The following is a 17,954-nucleotide window of genomic DNA, read 5'->3' as shown; positions in this document are numbered from 1 at the left end:
TCGATGGGCTTACTACATTGCGCGCAGGTCAGCATGGCGTCCTCCGGTCACGAATTCTAACACAGGAGGTGTGTGACGAAAGCGTTCCGGCTCCGTGACGTAATGATGTGACGCGGTGCCTCTGTACGACTACAGGATCACAATCTACCGTGGTGTCAAGGTCCACTCCCGATAGTGTCGGCCGAGTGGCAGCCAGGAACGGGTACGCTGTATACCGTTAATGATGTACGCCGTACATAGGAGCGCCAACGTGAACGGAGCCCCACCCAAGGCCGGGCGGAGGGAATGGCTTGGGCTGGCCGTCCTGGTCCTGCCCGTGCTCCTCGTCTCCATCACCGTGACCGTCCTCTACTTCGCCGTGCCCTTCCTCAGCGTCGACCTGCGGCCGAGCGGCACGGAGCTGCTGTGGATCGTGGACATCTACGCCTTCCTGCTGGCCGGCCTGCTCATCGCCATGGGGTCCCTCGGCGACCGGATCGGCCGCAGGAAGCTGCTCCTGTGGGGCGCGGCGGCGTTCGGGCTGACCTCGGCCGCGGCCGCCTACGCGCCCAGCGCCGAACTGCTCATCGTCGCCCGCGCCCTGCAGGGAGCGGCCGCGGCCACGCTCATGCCGCCCACGCTGGCGCTGATCCGCAACATGTTCCACGACCCGGCCCAGCGACGGACCGCCGTCGCGCTCTGGGCGGCGAGCTTCGCGGGCGGGAGCGTGCTCGGCCCGATCGTCGGCGGCTGGCTGCTCGAACAGGCGTGGTGGGGCGTCGTGTTCCTGATGAACGTGCCGATCATGCTGCTGCTCCTCGCGCTCGGGCCGCTGCTGCTGCCGGAGTACCGCGATCCCCGGCCCGGCCGGTTCGACCTGTGGAGCGCGGTCATGTCGCTGGCCGCCGTGCTTCCCGTCGTGTACGCGATCAAGCAACTGGCCGGAGGAGGCGCGGGGCTGGAGGTCGCCGGGGCCATGGCTCTGGGCCTGCTCTTCGGGCTCGGATTCGTCCGGCGCCAACGCCGGCTGGCCAGCCCGATGCTCGACCTGAGCCTCTTCCGCGACCGCGGGTTCGGCGTCTCCCTGCTGACCGACACCCTGGCGATCTTCGCCCTGGTCGGCGTGTTCTACTTCGTCTCCCAGTACCTGCAGATGGTGCTCGGGCTGCGGCCTTTCGTGGCCGGTCTGCTCACCCTGCCCGCCGCCGGCATGGCGCTGGTCGGCGCGCTGGTGGGGGCGGCGCTGGTGTCCAGATTCCGGCCGGGGCCGACCATCGCGGCGGGCATGCTCGTCGCCTGCGCCGGCTTCGTCGCGCTCGCCCAGGTCGGTCCCGGCAGCGGCGACGCCATCCTCATCACCGGGCTGGCGCTGCTCGGCGGCGGCATCGGCGTCGTCCAGGCGCTCGCCTCCGATCTGGTGGTGGCCGTGGCCCCGCCCGAGCGGGCCGGCTCCGCGTCGGCCGTGCTGGAGGCGGCCACCGAGCTGGGCGGGGCCCTGGGCGTGGCGGTGCTGGGCAGCATGGGGCTGGCGGTGTACCGCTCGGCGTTCGTCGCGCCCGAAGGGCTGGCGCCCGAGGTGGCGCGGGTCGCGGGGGAGACGCTCGGCGGCGCCGCCGGCGTGGCCGTGGACTTGCCGCGCCACCTGGCCGACGCCGTGCTCGGCTCCGCCCGCGCCGCCTTCACCGAGGGCATGCAGCTCTCGGCGGCGGTGGCCGCGGGCATGCTCGGCGCGGCTGCGCTGCTGACCGCCGTCACCCTGCGGCGGCTGGAGGCCGGCGTGGTGTCCGGCGAGGACGGCGGGCGCGTGCACCCATGACATCGAACGGAACCCGCAGCCGGGAAGCCGCGATCCCCCCAACCCGCGACCGGAACCCGCGGCTCGCCACCCGCGACAGGGATTCCGCGATCCTGGACCGGCCGGATTTCCGCTCGTCGCCGCGTGGAAATGCGCGGGGGGCAATTCCACACACTTCCGAGCGGAAATCCGGGCCGGTGGCACCAGGACGCCCTTGTCAAGGATGGCGGGGGGTCGTCAGCGCATCTGCAGGCGGCGGAACTGGTCGGGCAGGTCCCTGCGGCCCTTCACGTCCAGCTTCCGGTAGATGCGGGTGAGATGCTGCTCGACCGTGCTGACCGTGATGTAGATCTTCTTGGAGATCTCCCTGTTCGTGTACCCCAGGGCCGCCAGCGACGCCACCCGCTGCTCGGCGTCGCTCAGCAGGCTCAGCGACTCCTCCTCCCCGCTCCCGGCCGGCTCCTCCACCGGGCCGACCGCCTTGCGCAGCGGCTCCGCCTGGACCTCGCCGGCTATTTTGTCCGCCTGCCGGCCCACCAGCCGCGCCTTGTTCGACTCGCCCAGCTCGTTCAGCGCGTGGGTCAGGTCCACCAGCGCGTACGTCAGCTCCAGCCTGTCCCCGCCGGCCTGGAGCAGGTCCACAGCCTCCCGCAACAGCGCGGGCCGCTGCGGCAGGTCGCTGGCCGCGGCCAGCACCCGGCGCGACATGCCCCTGATGCGCGGCGACTCCTCGCCCGGCAGCGCGTACGAGTGCCCGAGCACCGCACGGGCCTTGCCGCGCTGGCCCAGCCGCAGCAGCGCCGTCGCCACGCCGTGCCGCCACGGCACCAGCCCCGGCGTGTCCAGTCCCCACGACCGCATCAGGCTCCCGCAGGTCGTGAAGTCGCGCAGGGCGGCCTGCGCCTGGCCGGTGGCCAGGTAGTGGTGCGCCCTGGCCTGGAGATAGTGCAGGCCGAACCGGGTCTGCAGCAGCCCCTCCGGCAGCGGGCGGCGCAGGTACTGCGCGGCCTCGTCGAAGCGGCCCATCTCGGTGGAGGCCCTGATCTGCGCCGCCAGCGACAGGCCGACGAAGACGCCGAGCCCGCGTGGCGGCAGCGGGGACAGGGAGGCGTGGGCGTACTTCTCGGCGGCGATCAGGTCACCCTGCCGGATCGCGATGGCCGACCTGACGGCGGCCAGCAGCGTGCTCCAGGTGGGGGAGCGGCGGAGCACCGCCTCCTCGTACAGGCGGTCGCACCAGGGCTCGGCGCGGTCGGCCTGGTCGGAGTAGATCAGCGCCGACAGCGCCGCCTCCATCGTGTCGAGGTTCGCGTCGTCGAGCGTGACCGACTGCAGGGTCCGTACGGCGCCGTCCAGAGTGGCCTCCTCCGGCCCGTCACGCAGCACGGCGGCCAGCAGGCTGGGCCCCTGCGCGGGCCAGACACCCCACGAGCCCGGCCTGCGTCCGCCTTCACCGAGCCCGTCACTCTGCCTCTCACCGCGTCCTCCACTTCGTCCACCGCTCTGACTTCCACTGGGTATCCCGCCACGCCCGTCATGGGGCCTCTCGCCGCGAGCCCGGCCCCGGCGCCCGATGCGAAGCCCGGCGGGGGCCTCACCGCGGGTCTCACCCGGCGCGCCGCCCGGGGCCTCGCTCCCGACTTCGGGAAAGGTGGTGGCCAGCCAGTCCTCGGTGGCCGTGAGCCGCTGCGCCGCCTCGTCGTCGGCCGGATCGCGCAGCCCGCGCAGCGTGTCGCCCGCGGCCTCCAGCGCGCCGTGCCAGAGCTGGTAGCGCAGCAGGGTCGTGGTGTCGTCGAAGGACAGCCGGCCCTCCCGCGCCGCCTCGGCCAGCGGGCCGAGATGCTGCCTGACCACGGCGGGGTTGAACCGCCACTCCGCCCGCGCCAGCGCGGCCACGAGCCTGGTGCGCTCCTCGTCGTCGGCGCACACCTCGATCGCCAGCTTCAGGCACCGTACCGCGAACTCCGGCTGGTCGCCGGGCAGCGCCTGGTCGGCGGCCACCCGCAGCTCTGCCAGCGCCCACGGCTCGCCGGCCCAGCCGGACTCCAGCAGGTGCCGGGCCACGGCGGACGGCACCGCGCCTTCGGCGTGCAGCAGCCGCGCGGCGCCCGCGTGCATCGAGGTGCGCTCCTCCTCGCTCATCCCGTCGAGCACGGCCGTGCGTACGGCGGCGTGCCGGAAGCCGCCCGACTCCAGCAGCCCGATCCCGCGCAGCACGCCCATGGCCTGCCGTACCACGACGGGGCTGAGCCCGAGCAGTTCGGGCAGCAGCTGGGCGGGCGCCGCCTCTCCCAGGAGCGCCAGCCCCCTGGCGGTCCGGAGCACCGTCGGGTCGCCCCGGTGCAGCACCGCGCGGACCGAGCGGGCGAACGCGTAGCCCACCAGCAGTTCGCCCGCGTTCTCGCCGGCGGTCACGTAGTCCTCGATCAATGCTTTGACCAGAAGGGGATTGCCTCCCGTGACCGCGTGACTCGGCGGGCCGAGCACGTGCGCCGCCGGCCCGCCCGCCCGCTGCTCCCACATGCGCCGCACCCCATCGGGCGGCAGCAGGCCGAGCCTGACGCGCTGGTAGTGCGGGTGCCGGGTGAGCGCGATCTCCACCATCGGCTCCATCCCGTGGGTGTCCTCGGTCGTGGTCACCACCAGGAACACGTTGCTGCTCTTCAGCCGCTGGACGAAGTGGAGCAGCAGGTGCCAGGACGGCGGATCGACGTGCTCCACGTCGTCCACCGTGATCAGCAGCGGCGCGCCGTCCGAGAGTTCGAGCACCGCCGACCACAACCGCTGCGTCATGTGCAGCCAAGCCCGGTCGTCGGTGGCGGGCGGCTCGGCGCGCGCCCGGTCGAACGTCATGCTCTCGATCAGCTCGGCCGCCTGCGAGGCCAGTTCCATCGGCAGGGCGGCGCTGTGGAATAGCTGGCTGATCACCCCCAGTGATAAATTGCGGTCGGTACGTGAACAGGTCGCGCTCAGCCATGTGGCGCCCGCTTTGACCGCATCCTGGCCGAAGGCGTAAACGAGCTCAGTTTTGCCCGCGGCAGTGGGCCCAGTGATGGCGACGACACGGCCGCCGGCCTGCGCAGTCAGGTTCAGCTGGCTATTCAGCAGGGACAATTCGCTGGTACGGTCGATCAGTAACATCAGGCTCCCCGGTTGCCTGTGCGTGGCTCAGGTGCAGCGTCGATCCACCCTGTCCCGCACACAGTTACAGTCGCAAATCCGTCTAGACCTCAACATTCTGTACCTATTCCCGCTAACTAAGCAATGCCTTAGTTATTCATCACGCGATGGCCGTAATTCATCATTTCATCACGCCGTACGAGGTCGCATCGTGTGTTTTACCCGGCTAGCGGCGGCCCCCTATCGGAACCGCGCGAACTAGGGGTTTGCGGCCCCGGGCCGCGTCCTCGAATATTAAATAATCGCGCTATCTGAAGTAAGGATGTTATTGGCCTCATGGACGACGACACGACACCCGGCGACTGGATCCGGCGCTTCGCGCGGCGGCCGGGAGACGGACCCGTGCTGCTGTGCCTGCCGCACGCGGGCGGCTCGGCCGGCTTCTTCATGCCCGTCGCGCGCCTGGCCGGCGAGTGGGCCGAGGTGCTGTCCGTGCAATATCCGGGCCGGCAGGACCGGCGGCTCGAACCGTGCGTGGACCGGGTGACCGACATGGCGGACCTGATCGCCGCCGAGGTCGGCCCGTGGACGCGCCGGCCGCTGATCCTTTTCGGGCACAGCATGGGCGCGGTGGTGGCCTACGAGCTGGCGCGGCGCCTGGAGCGGTCCGGCGTCGTCCCGGCCGGCGTGTTCGTGTCCGGCCGGCCGGCGCCCTCGTTCGTGCGTGATCGCGGGCTGCACCGCAAGCCCGACGCCGACCTGCTCGCCGAGGTGCGCGCGCTCGGCGGCACGGCCTCCGTGCTGCTCCAGGACGAGGAGTTCATGCGCGCCGCGCTGCCCGCGATCAGGGCCGACTACCGGGCCGTCGAGACCTACCGGCACGCCGACGGGCCGGCGCTGGGCTGCCCGGTGATCGCGCTGACGGGCGAGGACGACCCCAGGGCCCCGGTCGCGGACGTGGCGGCCTGGCGCGCGCACACCACCGGAGCGTTCCGCCTGCACACCTTCCCCGGCGGCCACTTCTACCTGACCGATCACCTGCCCGGGATCGCCTCCCTGATCCGCGAGCACGCCGCCACGACCGTCCCGTCCTGACCGTCCACCCGCTCGTCCACCCGCTCGTCCACCCGCTCGTCCACCCGCTCGGCCGTCCGCTCGGCCGTCCGCCGGGTCGGCCGCCTGCGGGGCCGCACGGTCAGTCGTCCCTGGGGTGCAGCGCGCGGCGGAGGGCGGCGATCATGTCGGCGTTCATCCGCCGTGTCAGGGCCACGTCCGCGATGATCGCCGCCCCGTGGAACGCGCCGGGATAGAGGTGCAGCTCGGTCGGCACGCCGTCCTGCACGAGCCGCTGCGCGTACGCGATGCCCTCGTCGCGCAGCGGGTCGAACTCGCACACCGCCACGAACGCGGGCGGCAGCCCGCTCAGGTCGGCGGCTCTGATGGGCGCCGCGTACGGCGGCGCGATCCCGTCACCGCCGAGGTAGTAGCGCCAGCTCAGCACGGCGTCGGGGCGGTTCCACATCGGCGTGTCGGTGAAGGCCCGCATCGAGGGTGTGGCCAGCCGGTCGTCGGTCACGGGCACGTCCAGGAACTGGAACCGCAGCGGCGGACCGCCCCGGTCGCGGGTGAGCAGCGCCAGCGCGGTGGCCAGGTTGCCGCCCGCGCTGTCACCGGCGGCGGCGATCCGGTCCGGGTCCACGCCCAGCTCCCCGGCCGCGCCCGCCAGCCACTCCAGGGTGGCGTAGGTGTCGTCGAGCGCCGCCGGGTACGGATGTTCCGGCGCCAGCCGGTAGTCCACCGCCACCACGACCGCCGGGACCAGGTCGGCCAGCCGCAGGCACCGTACGCCGAAGTAGTCGAGCTCGCCCGAGACGAAGCCGCCGCCGTGCAGGTAGACGATCGCGGGCAGCGGCCCCTCCGCCCGCGGCCGGAAGACCCGCACCGGCACCCCGCCGGCCGCACCGCCGGCCGCACCGCCGGCCGCACCGCCGGCCGCACCGCCGGGCGTCTCACGGGGAGCCTCGCCGTGCGGCCCGCCAGACGTCTCAAGAGGCGAGCCGCCGGGCACCCGCCGGTCCTCGACCGTCACCTCGCGCCGCGGCGTGTAGGCCGGCAGCCGCCGCTCGATCTCGGCGAGCAGACCCGGATCGGGCGGCGGGCCGTCCCGCCTGATCACCTCGCTCAACGGCACGGACGGGATCAGCTCGGCGTAGGGGACCAGCTCCGGATCGAAGGCGTACGGCAAGAATCTCTCCTCGTCAGGTGTAGGCGTGGAACCCGCGGCCCGTCTTCCTGCCGAGCAGGCCGCCCTCGACCATGCGCAACAGGATCGGCGGCGGCGCGAGCTGCGGCTGCTTGAGCTCCTGGTACAGGGCCGAGGCGATGGAGGTGACGGTGTCGAGCCCGATCAGGTCGGCCAGCCGCAGCGGCCCCACCGGATGACCGCAGCCCAGCGTCATGCCCTTGTCGACCATCTCGGCGTCGGCGAAGCCCGACTCGACGAGCCGCATGGCCGACAGCAGGTACGGGATCAGCAGCGTGTTGATCAGGAAGCCGGCCCGGTCCTGCGACTCGATCACCTCCTTGCCCAGCACCCCGGAGACGAACGCGGCGGCCCGCTCGCGGGTGTGCTCGGCCGTCAGCAACGAGGCGACCAGCTCGACCAGCGGCAGCAGCGGGACCGGGCTGAAGAAGTGCACCCCGATCACCCGCTCGGGCCGGCTGGTGGCCCTGGCCATGCGGATGATCGGGATGGAGGAGGTGTTGGAGGCCAGGACGGCCAGCGGATCCTCGATGATCTTGTCGAGCTCGCCGAACACGTGCAGCTTCAGCGCCTCGTCCTCGGGGACCGCCTCGACCACGAGCTCCCTGTCGGCCAGCTGGTGCAGGTCCGTGGTGAACGAGACGCGGGCCAGCGCCGCGTCCCGCGCCTCCATGGTGATCGCCCCCTTGCGCACGCCCTGGCCGAGCGAGCGGGTCACCCGCTCCAGCCCGCGCCCGCCCGCGGCGGGGGACTGGACGGCCACGCGGACGTCGAGGCCCGCGCGGGCGCACACGTCGGCGATGCCGGCTCCCATGAGCCCGCAGCCGACCACGCCGATCTTCTCCGGCTGTTTCATCGTTCCTCCTCCTGCGCCGCCCACCGCAGCAGGCCCGCCCCGATCGCCATCCCGCCGCCGAACCCGGCCAGCAGCACCAGATCCCCGTGCCGCACCATTCCGGCCCTGTTCGCCTCGTCCAGGGTCACCGCCACCGAGGCGCTGCCCACGTTCCCGTACCGGTCGACCGTGCGGGGCATGAGCGCGCCTCCCAGCCCCGCACGCTCGGCCAGCTCCGTCACCAGGACGCCGTTGGCCTGGTGGGGGATGAACACGTCCACGTCGGAGAGGCTGTGCCCGTGCCGGGCGGCCAGGGCCGCCAGCGCCGGCGGCACCCGCTCGAGGACGAACTCCTTGACCTGGCGGCCCTCCATCCGGAAGAAGCCGTCCTCCACCCTGATCAGCCCCTGCCGGGAGCCGTCCGAGGCCAGCTCGAAGCCGAGGAAGCCGGACGGCGCCGATCCAGGGGCCGATCCAGGGGCCGATCCAGGGGCCGATCCAGGGGCCGGCCCAGGGACCGGCCCGACCACCGCGGCGCCCGCCCCGTCGCCGAACAGCACGGCCGTGCGCCGGTCGGAGAAGTCCAGGATGCGCGAGTACACGTCCGCGGCCACCACCAGCACCGGCCGGCCGCTCTCGGCCACCAGGTCTTTGGCCACCGCCAGCCCGTACACGAAGCCGCTGCACACGGCGTTGACGTCGAAGCAGGCCGCGCCGGTCGCGCCGACCGCGTGCTGCACGGTGACCGAGACGGGCGGCTGCGGGGTGTCGGCCGTGGAGGTGGAGACGATGACGTGGCCCAGCTCGGCCGGGTCGATCCGGTCCAGGGCCCGCTCCGCGGCGCGCACGGCCAGGTCGGCGGTGCTCTCGCCGGCCGCCGCGAAACGGCGGGACGAGATGCGCGTCCTGGCGAGGATCCACTCCGGTGTGACACCCGCCGCCGCGGCCAGCTCCTCGTTGCCCACCTCTTCCTTGGGCAGGTAGGAGCCGGTGGCGACGATTCCCACGGCACGCACGTTGTCGCTCCCGCCTCAGCCGCGCAGGGCGTGCAGACGATCCTCGCCGACGCGGGCGCGGAAACCGGGATCGGTCACGCCCATGCCCGGCTCGGGAGCCAGGCAGAGCACGCCGACCTTGCCCTGATGCTCGTTCAGCTGCACCAGCCTGGCCGCCTCGGCGACGTCCTCCAGCGGGTACTGCGTGGCCAGCGTCGGCACCAGCACGCCCTTGGCGAACAGCCGCAGGCACTCCCACGTCTCCTGGAGGTTGCCCGCGTGGCTGCCGACGATCCGCTTGAGGTTCATCCACAGGTAACGGTTGTCGTACTCGTGGGCGAAGCCGGTGCTCGATCCGCACGTGACGACCGCGCCGCCACGGCGGACCACGAACGTCGAGATGCCGAACGTGTCGCGGCCCACGTAGTCGAAGACCACGTGCGGATCCTCGCCCGTCGCCGCTCTGATGGCCCGGCCCAGCCGCTTGCCCGCCGCGATCGTCTCGCCCGGCGTGGCCGGCGCCCGGCCGCCCAGCCCGATCTCGTTGCGGTCGATCACGACGTCGCAGCCGAGCCGGCGCAGCAGCGCCGCCTTGCGCTCCGAGCCGACCACGCCGATCGGGACGCCGCCCGCCGCCTTGACCATCTGCACCGCGTACGCGCCGAGCCCGCCCGCCGCGCCCCAGATCAGCACCAGATCGCCCAGCTTGATCGGCGTGCCCCGCTGACTGATCAGCATCCGGTACGCGGTGACCGCGCACAACGTTATGGACGCGGCCTCCTCCCAGGTCAGGTGGGCCGGCTTGGGCGCGAGCTGGCTGGCCCGCGCGACCGTGTAGTGGGCGAGCCCGCCGAAGTTCGTCTCGAAGCCCCACACCCGCTGCTCGGCGCCCATCATGCCGTCGCCGTGCGTGGCCGGCTCCTGGTCGTCCACGTACGACGGGCTGATGACCACGTGGTCACCGGGACGCCAGCGGCGCACGCCGTCGCCGACCCGGACGATCACGCCGGCGCCGTCGGAGCCGAGCACGTGGTACGGCAGGTCGTGGCGCCGGGCGTATCCGCCGGTGGCGGCGAAGCGTTCGAGGAAGCCGAAGGTCGGCAGCGGCTCGAACATCGCCGACCACACCGTGTTGTAGTTGATCGAGCTGGCCATCACCGCGACCAGCACCTCGTCCGGGGCCAGCGCCGGCATCGGCACGCTGCCCACACGCAGCGACTTGCGCACGTCCTTGTCGTCGCCGTCGTTCATGCCGTCGAACATGTGCACGTCCTCGACCCGCAGGTGGGCGGCGAGATAGTCGCCGGGCACCGGGGCCGCGGCCAGTTCGTCCGGGCTCGCACCGCTCAGCACGGCTTCGGTCAGGGCATCCATGACGCTTCGTCCTTCCGGTTCGCTTCCGGCGGGTTCACTTCCGGCGGGTTCGCTCCCGGGCCGGTTCGCCTCCGGCCGGTTCACTGCCGGTTCACAGCGGGATGTTGGCGTGCGGGCCCCGCCTGGAGGGCGCCGCGGCCAGCGCCGCGGACAGTTCACGCCGGGTCGCGGTGTGGTCGATGATCTGGTCGACGACGCCCAGGGACCGCGCCCTGTCCACGCCGCCGCTCTCGCGGTCGAGCCGCTCGGCCAGGATCCGGTGCAACGCGGGGCGCTCCGCCTCGGGCGCCCTGGCCAGCTCCTTGCGGTGCACGATGCCGGCCGCGGCCTCGGCGCTCATCACCCCGATGCTGGTGCCGGGCCAGGCGAAGACGCGGGTGGCGCCGAGCGAGCGGGAGTTCATCGCGATGTACGCACCCCCGTACGCCTTGCGCGTCACCAGCGTCACGCGCGGTACCTCGGCGGCGGCGAAGGCGTGCAGCAGCTTGGCGCCCCGCCTGATCACGCCGTCCCACTCCTGCCGCACGCCCGGCAGGTAGCCGGGCACGTCGGCGAGGACGACGAGCGGCACGCCCAGCGCATCGCACATCCGGACGAAGCGGGCGGCCTTCTCGGCGCTGAGCGAGTCGAGGCAGCCGCCCTTGCGCAGCGGGTTGTTGGCGACGACGCCGACCGCGCCGCCGGTGAGCCGGCCGAGGCCGATCACGATGTTCGGCGCCCAGCGCGGCTGCAGCTCGACGAACGGCTGCCCGGGATCGAGGATCGCCCTGACCAGCGGCCGCACGTCGTAGGCGCGGCGGGGACTCTCCGGCAGCAGATCGGCCAGCCCGTCGCAGTCGCCCGCGGTGCGAGGGGAGAACAACGAGGGGCCGGCCAGCAGATCGGTGAGCTGGCGAGCGGTGGCGTAGGCGGCCTCCTCGGTCGTGGTGACCACGTGGGCGACCCCGGACTTGACGCCGTGCGCGGCGGGGCCACCGAGCTCCTCCATGTCGATCTCCTCGCCGGTGACCTTGCGGACCACGTCGGGTCCCGTCACGAACATCCGTGCGGACTCCGCCATGATCACCACGTCGGTGAGCGCCGGGCCGTAGGCGGCGGCACCGGCGGCCGGGCCCAGGATGACGCTGATCTGCGGCACCCGGCCCGACGCCCGCGTGATGGCGGTGAACACCCGCCCCACGCCGTCCATCGACTCCACGCCGTCGGCCAGCCGCGCGCCGCCCGAGTGCCACAACCCGAGCACCGGGCTGCCCTCGCGGGCCGCCCGGTCGATGGCCGCCACGATCCGGTCGCAACCGCCGGAGCCGAGCGCGCCGCCCATGACGGCCGCGTCGGTGCAGAAGGCGAGCACGGAACGGCCGCCGATCCTGCCCCGCGCGGTCGCCACGCCGGTGGCGTCGCTCTCGGTCAGGTACGTCACCGAGCCCGGGTCGAGCAGCCGGGACAGGCGGACGGCGGGCGCGCGGCCATCCAGCCGGGAATTTTCAGCAATGACCGTCAACGCCGTCATCCGTTCGTCGCGGAGAGGTAAAGGCAAATGCACGCTAACCGCGGGGCGGTGACCGGACCAACCCCTTACCACCCCTATCCCGACACCGGTGTCAGCGTTATCCGCCGGGCCGCGGCTGACTCCACGGCGGCCCGGCCGTAAACGAGCGGGAAATACTCGCCGCGCTGCCACGACGCGGCCAGGTCGCGATAATGCGGGTCGCGCGGGTCACCGGACTGCCCGGGGGCGTTGATCGCGATCGAATTATCCCAGGCGCCCACGTCCAGCACCATTCTGAAAGACGCCCCCGAAACGTGCCGGAAATCGCCGGGAAGGTAGGTCGAGGCGTTCACCGTGTACGCCGACCCGCCGCGCGGGAACGGCCCCACGTCGTCGCCGGCGGCGGAGGTGAACGTCGTGCTCTGCAGGTCGCCCCACCGCCAGGCGGCCGGGTCCGGGCCGAGCCGGGCGGCCACGTCGTCGTAGGCGGCGGACAGGGTGCGCACGATCAGCGCCTCGTGGCCGCCGCGCGCCAGCTCCTCCAGCATCGTGCGCAGGTCGAAGAAGGGCACCTCCGGCGGCAGCCCCGCCTCCGCGACGAACCCGGGGCCGAGGTGGCGGGTCAGCCACGTCTCGAACAGGGCGGCGGGCCCGGAGTCCACCGCGCACACCCCGTCGAACCCCCTGAGCACCACCAGCGCCCGCGCCGCCGACGGGTCCTTCGTGGTCAGGTCGCGCAGCAGCGCCACCAGCGATCTGGCCGGCAGGGACACCACGTCGTTCTGCAGCCGGGCCGAGCTCCGCACGTCGGCGCGCCGGTCGGCGGAGAGCACCGCGTCGATCCGCTGACGCCGGAACGGCTGATCCCACTCGTACCCGACGACCGGCGAGCCGGGCGGCAGGTTGTACTCGTTGGCCGTGGCCACGAACCCGGCCGGCGGATCGAGCAGGCGGGGCAGCTCGCGGCCGTCGCGGAAACCGGCCCACTCGTAGCGGCCGTCGCCGGGCACCGGCAGCAGGCCGTCGTAGCCGGCCCGCTTGGGGGCCAGGCCGCCGGGCACCCAGCCGACGTGGCCGCGGGCGTCGGCGTACACCTGGTTCTCCGGCGGGCCGCCCCAGGTGCGCATGGCCTCGGTGAAGCCGCCGAAGTCGCGGGCGCGCAGGTAACGCATCGAACCGAAGTAGGGCGCGGTGCCGGGCTCCAGCCACGCGGTGCGCAGCGCGTACGCCAGGCCGCGCTCCGGGTCGGTCGCGATGACCGGCCCGTGCCGGGTGAACGTCAGCTTCGCGGGCTGCCCGGCGATCTGCTCGGTGACCTCGCGGAACGGCTCCCACCCGCCCTTGTACGCGTACGAGCCGCCCTTGGTCCGGTAGACGTACAGGTCCTCCTGGTCCATCCCGAAGACGGTCAGGCCGAACGCGATCGTGCCGTTGTGCCCGATCGAGACGCCGGGCAGCGCCGGCTCGCCCGCGCCGATGACGTCCAGCCCGGGGGCCGACAGGTGGGTGAGATACCGCAGCGCCGGCGCGGTGAGCGACCGGTGCGGATCGGAGGCCAGCACCGGCCGGCCCGTCGCGGTGCGGCCGGGCGAGACCGCCCACGCGTTGCTGCCCCCCGAACTGGTACCCGGCACCGCCCGCGGCTCGGCGACCAGCCCGTTCCCCTCGACCCTGACGCCCTGTGTGCCGAGCAGGTAGACGCGCAGCACGTCGGCGGGGATCGCGCACGGGTCGAGCCCGCGCGGCACGCGCGTCTCGTGCGCGGGCTGGAGCCGCCACAACCTGCGGTCGGCCTCGATGCCCGCCTTGCACACGACGGCGGCGCGCAGCACCTCGGTGGTCAGGTTCATCGCCAGGCCGTGACTGCGGACGCGCACCACGTCCTCGGGCCGCCACCGGGACGGGCGGTAGCCGAGGCGGGTGAACTCGGGCGGCATCGCCTCCGGGTTCTCCTCCAGGTGCGCGACATAGGCGTTGATCCCCGCGGTGAAGGCGGCCGCGGCCTGCCGCGCGCCGGGGCCGTAGGCCGCCCACTCGCGGGCCATGTCGCCCCGGTAGAGGAACAGGCGGGCGGCGCGGTCGCGCTCGGCGTGCTCGGGACCGAACACCTCCGACAGCAGCCCGAGCCCGCGCCGCCGCCACAGGTCGAGCTGGAACAGCCGGTCCCGCGCGGCGTTGAAACCCTGCGCCAGGAAAAGGTCCTGATCGTTGCCCGCGTAAATGTGCGGAACTCCCCAGCGGTCCACGATTATCTCCGCGGGCGCGCGTAATCCGGGCACCTGGAATCGTTTCTCCGGAATGAAGTGCAGCGGTACGGCCAGCAGTATGACGGCCAGCAGAATTCTCCCCATGACAGGCATCAAACGGGCGCCGGGGAAGCCGGTCAACGGCATTACCCCCGTTTAGGGGAGCGGCCGCACGATAAGGGTTGGTAGGGGGTTGTTCGGCGGCTCGCGCGCGGCCGACCATGAAACGTCAGCCAGGCCCTTCGAAAGGTCACACCAATGCAGTTGCACCGACTGGACGTGGACGGCGCCTTCCTGGCGGAGCCGGTGATCTACCCCGACGACCGAGGCCACTTCCTGGAGCTGTTCAGCCAGCCCGCCTTCCAGCGGGACGTCGGCCATGAGCTGAACGTGGCGCAGGTCAACTGCTCGCTGTCCCGGCGGGGCACGATCAGGGGCCTGCACGCGGTGGCGCTGCCCAGCCAGGCCCGATATGTCACCTGCCCGCAGGGCGGCATCATCGACATCGTCGTGGACATCCGGCTGGGCTCCCCCACGTACGGCGAGTACGTCGCCGCCGAGCTGACCGAGCACAACCGGCGCGCGCTCTACCTGGCCGAGGGCCTCGCGCACGGCTTCGCCCCGCTCACCGACGAGGCGACCGTCGTCTACCTGTGCTCCAGCACCTGGGCGCCGGGCCGCGAGGTGCAGATCAACGCGCTCGACCCCGAGCTGAACCTGCCCTGGCCCGTCACGCCCGAGCCGCTGATGTCGGACAAGGACCGCGCCGCCCCCACGCTGCGGGAGGCGGCCGAGCGCGGCCTGCTGCCCGCCTACGCCGACTGCCAGGAGCTGTACGCCCGCCTCGACGGCCTCGCCGTGGGCGGTGACCGGCGATGATCCCGCTGTTCAAGGTCGCCATGTCGGCCGAGGCCCCGGCGGCGGCCGCCGAGGTGCTCGGCAGCGGCATGGTCGGCCAGGGTCCCAAGGTCGAGGCGTTCGAACGGGCACTGGCCGCGCGCGTCGGCAACCCGCGCGTCGTCACCGTCAACAGCGGCACCGCCGGCCTGACCCTGGCCCTGCGCCTGGTCACCGGCCACCGGCCGGCGAGCGGCGGCGAGGTGCTGTCCACGCCGCTCACCATGGAGGCCACCAACTGGGCGATCCTGGCCAACGGCCTGCGCATCAAGTGGGTGGACGTCGACCCGGCCACGCTCAACATCGACCTCGACGACCTGGCCAGGAAGATCACCCCCAGCACGCGCGCCATCGTGGTCGTGCACTTCGCCGGCTACCCCGTGGACCTGGCCAGGCTGGAGGCCGTGCTCGACCGGGCCGAGGCGCTGCACGGGTTCCGGCCGCCGGTCGTCGAGGACTGCGCCCACGCCTGGGGCGCCTCCTACGACGGCACGCCGATCGGCGCGCACGGCAACGTCTCCGTCTTCAGCTTCCAGGCCATCAAGCACCTGACCTGCGGCGACGGCGGCGCGCTGGCCCTGCCGACGGCGGAGCTGCACCGGCGCGCCGGGCTGCTGCGCTGGTTCGGCATCGAACGCTCCGCCGACCGGCTGACCAACCCGCCCGACGTCGCCGAGTGGGGCTACAAGTTCCACATGAACGACATCAACGCCGCCGTCGGCCTGGCCAACCTGGGCACGGCCGAGCGGGCGCTGGCCAGGCAGCGGGAGAACGCCGCCTTCTACGACGCCGAACTGGCGGGCGTGCCGGGCGTCGAGCTCACCGAACGGGCCGGCGACCGTACGCACTCGTTCTGGATCTATCCGATGAAGGTCGAGAACCGGGCCGGGTTCGTCAAGCGCATGAACGAGGCCGGAATCATGGCGAGCAACGTGCACGAGCGCAACGACAAGCACTCCGTGGTGCGCGGGTTCGCCGCCGACCTGCCCGGCCTCGACGCCGTCGCCCCGCGCGTCGTGTGCGTCCCGGTGGGGTGGTGGGTGAGCGACGAGCAGCGCCGGCACATCGCCGACACGGTCAAGCGGGGCTGGTGAACGATGTCCCGCGCTCCTTCCGCCAAGGGTCACCTGCCGTTCGGGCCGTACCGGACGTGGTACCGGCGCACCGGCGAGCTGCCCGGCGCCGGTCCCGCCGTCGTCGCGCTGCACGGCGGCCCCGGCAGCACCCACGACTACCTCGTCAGCCTGGCCGCGCTGGCCGGCCACGGCTATCCCGTGATCCACTACGACCAGCTCGGCAACGGCGGCTCCACCCACCTGCCCGACGCGCCCCCCGGCTTCTGGACGCCGCGGCTGTTCCTCGATGAGCTGGACAACCTGCTCGACCGGCTCGGGTTGCGTGACGGCTACGTGGTGGTCGGGCAGTCGTGGGGCGGGATGCTGGGCGCCGCCCACGCCGCCGCCCGGCCGCCGGGCCTGCGCGGGCTGGTGATCGCCAACGCCCCCGCGTCGTACCCGCTATGGCTGAAGGAGATGGCGGTGCTGCGCGGCCGGCTGCCGCCCGGCGTGGACGACGTGCTGCGCGCGCACGAGGAGGCAGGCACCACCGACTCGCGCGAGTACTTCGACGCCATGATGATCTTCTACAACCGGCACGTCTGCCGGCTGACCCCCTGGCCTGGGGAGTTCCAGGCCACCTTCATGGAGATCTACAACGATCCGACCGTCTACTACGCGATGAACGGGCCCAGCGAGTTCCACGTGATCGGGTCGCTGCGCGACTGGGGCGTGGAAGATCTGGTCGCCGACATCGACGTGCCCACCCTGCTCATCTCGGGGCGGCACGACGAGGCCACCCCGGCGACCGTGCGGCCGTACGTCGAGCTCATCCCCGACGTGCGGTGGGAGATCTTCGAGAACTCCAGCCACACCCCCCACCTGGAGGAGCCGGAGCGTTTCACGCGGGTCCTGCTCGATTTTCTGAAGGAGTGCGGATGAGCGGCGGCACCGCTTTCGTCTTCCCCGGCATGGGGCCCACGGACGCCGGGGAGGCGGCCGCCTTCCTGGAACGCGACCCCGTGGCGCGGGAGCTGTTCGGCCGTGCCTCCGACACGGTCGGCTACCCCGTGGCCGAACGGCACGCCGCGGCGGACGACGACTACAGCGAGGCCGCGCAGGTGGCGTTCCTGGTGAACTGCCTGGCGCTGGCCTCCTGGGCCGAACGCGAGCTCGGCCTCACGCCCGAGCTGTGCGTGGGGCCCAGCTTCGGCGGGAAGGCCGCCGCCGCGTACGCGCAGGTGCTCGGCTTCGAGCAGGCCGTGCGCATGACGGCCGAGATCGCCCGGCACACGCGGGAGTACTTCGCCGGCGCCCACCCCGGCGTCGTCACCCACTCCTTCGTCCGCGTGCCGGGACCCGCGCAGGCGGAGATCATGCACGACCTGGAGCGGCGCGGCATCTGGCACGAGCTGTCGTGCCGCGTGGACCACGACTTCGTCATGCTGTCGCTGCCCGGCACCGAGCTGGAGTGGCTGGACGCGCGGATCCGCACGGCCGGCGGCCTGTCGCTCTACACGATGCGCCCGCCCATGCACGCCGCCGCGTTCGCGCCGCTGCGCCGCACGGTCGAGCGGGAGGTCCTTTCGGGGCTGGAGTTCGCCGACCCCAAGCTGCCGGTGCTGGACGACGCCGGTGGCGCGGCGCTCACCACGGGGGAGCAGGTGCGCACGCTGCTGCTGGACGCCTTCGTCCGGGCGCCGTCCTGGCCGTCGGCGGTCGAGTCGATGCTGCGGCGCGGCGTGACCCGGCTCTGCGTGACGGGCCAGGACAGCCTGTTCGGCCGGGTGCCGGTCACCACACGGAACTTCACCGTGGTCGCCGTGAACCCGAGATCGGCCCTGCGGGGCCGGTTCTGAGCGGCCGGTGCTGAGAAGACCCGGTGTTCAAGGGACGTCGGCGGAGC

General features: G+C 72.7%; 14 protein-coding genes. 6 read left to right on the top strand and 8 right to left on the bottom strand.

The window, feature by feature from the left end; translation table 11 throughout:
- The first annotated feature begins 250 nt into the window (after window positions 1-250).
- Window positions 251-1,795: an MFS transporter gene (locus OIE67_RS22450; protein ID WP_326643390.1), complete on the top strand. Its 1,545-nt coding sequence runs from the start codon at window positions 251-253 to the stop codon at window positions 1,793-1,795.
- A 216-nt stretch (window positions 1,796-2,011) separates the two neighbouring features.
- Here OIE67_RS22450 and OIE67_RS22445 read toward each other — a convergent pair whose 3' ends face one another.
- Window positions 2,012-4,915 (bottom strand): helix-turn-helix transcriptional regulator, encoded by a 2,904-nt coding sequence (locus OIE67_RS22445; protein WP_326643388.1) that lies wholly within the window; start codon window positions 4,913-4,915, stop codon window positions 2,012-2,014.
- Between the two features lie 315 nt (window positions 4,916-5,230).
- Here OIE67_RS22445 and OIE67_RS22440 point away from each other — a divergent pair, with 315 nt between their 5' ends.
- On the top strand, window positions 5,231-5,989 hold the full coding sequence (locus OIE67_RS22440) for a thioesterase II family protein (protein WP_326643386.1): 759 nt from the start codon (window positions 5,231-5,233) through the stop codon (window positions 5,987-5,989).
- Here OIE67_RS22440 and OIE67_RS22435 read toward each other — a convergent pair.
- From OIE67_RS22435 to OIE67_RS22405, 7 genes are all read right to left on the bottom strand, one after another.
- A complete protein-coding gene (locus OIE67_RS22435; protein WP_326643384.1) occupies window positions 5,929-6,087 on the bottom strand; it encodes a hypothetical protein in 159 nt (52 codons plus the stop codon). The two genes, OIE67_RS22440 and OIE67_RS22435, sit on opposite strands and share 61 nt — an antisense overlap.
- Before the next feature lie 2 nt (window positions 6,088-6,089).
- Window positions 6,090-7,139, bottom strand: coding sequence for an alpha/beta hydrolase (locus OIE67_RS22430; protein ID WP_326643382.1), 1,050 nt, complete (start codon window positions 7,137-7,139; stop codon window positions 6,090-6,092).
- A gap of 13 nt (window positions 7,140-7,152) precedes the next feature.
- Window positions 7,153-8,013, bottom strand: a complete 861-nt coding sequence (locus OIE67_RS22425) for a 3-hydroxybutyryl-CoA dehydrogenase (RefSeq protein ID WP_326643380.1) — start codon at window positions 8,011-8,013, stop codon at window positions 7,153-7,155.
- Entirely contained in the window at window positions 8,010-9,008 is a 999-nt protein-coding gene (locus OIE67_RS22420) for a 3-oxoacyl-ACP synthase III family protein (RefSeq protein WP_326643378.1), read from the bottom strand. Before OIE67_RS22420 ends, OIE67_RS22425 begins: the two co-directional genes overlap by 4 nt.
- Window positions 9,009-9,023: 15 nt before the next feature.
- Window positions 9,024-10,361 (bottom strand): crotonyl-CoA carboxylase/reductase, encoded by a 1,338-nt coding sequence (gene ccrA / locus OIE67_RS22415; protein WP_326643376.1) that lies wholly within the window; start codon window positions 10,359-10,361, stop codon window positions 9,024-9,026.
- 91 nt (window positions 10,362-10,452) lie between these two features.
- Window positions 10,453-11,871 (bottom strand): acyl-CoA carboxylase subunit beta, encoded by a 1,419-nt coding sequence (locus tag OIE67_RS22410; RefSeq protein ID WP_407674876.1) that lies wholly within the window; start codon window positions 11,869-11,871, stop codon window positions 10,453-10,455.
- Between the two features lie 74 nt (window positions 11,872-11,945).
- Window positions 11,946-14,201, bottom strand: coding sequence for a penicillin acylase family protein (locus OIE67_RS22405; RefSeq protein WP_326643372.1), 2,256 nt, complete (start codon window positions 14,199-14,201; stop codon window positions 11,946-11,948).
- Between the two features lie 153 nt (window positions 14,202-14,354).
- Here OIE67_RS22405 and rfbC point away from each other — a divergent pair, with 153 nt between their 5' ends.
- The 4 genes from rfbC to OIE67_RS22385 are packed head-to-tail and all read left to right on the top strand — an operon-like array spanning window position 14,355 to window position 17,907.
- Entirely contained in the window at window positions 14,355-14,975 is a 621-nt protein-coding gene (gene rfbC / locus OIE67_RS22400) for a dTDP-4-dehydrorhamnose 3,5-epimerase (RefSeq protein WP_326643370.1), read from the top strand.
- On the top strand, window positions 14,972-16,087 hold the full coding sequence (locus OIE67_RS22395; protein WP_326643368.1) for a DegT/DnrJ/EryC1/StrS family aminotransferase: 1,116 nt from the start codon (window positions 14,972-14,974) through the stop codon (window positions 16,085-16,087). Before rfbC ends, OIE67_RS22395 begins: the two co-directional genes overlap by 4 nt.
- Window positions 16,088-16,090: 3 nt before the next feature.
- Window positions 16,091-16,990 carry a proline iminopeptidase-family hydrolase gene (locus OIE67_RS22390; RefSeq protein ID WP_326643366.1) on the top strand — a complete coding sequence of 300 codons (900 nt, stop codon included), beginning with the start codon at window positions 16,091-16,093 and terminating at the stop codon, window positions 16,988-16,990.
- Entirely contained in the window at window positions 16,987-17,907 is a 921-nt protein-coding gene (locus OIE67_RS22385; RefSeq protein WP_326643364.1) for an ACP S-malonyltransferase, read from the top strand. Before OIE67_RS22390 ends, OIE67_RS22385 begins: the two co-directional genes overlap by 4 nt.
- The last annotated feature ends 47 nt before the right edge of the window (window positions 17,908-17,954 follow it).

Source organism: Nonomuraea fuscirosea (assembly GCF_035917475.1).
GTDB lineage: Bacteria > Actinomycetota > Actinomycetes > Streptosporangiales > Streptosporangiaceae > Nonomuraea > Nonomuraea fuscirosea.
The sequence above is the reverse complement of the archived record's forward strand: the minus strand, read 5'-3'. Positions and strand labels throughout refer to the sequence as shown.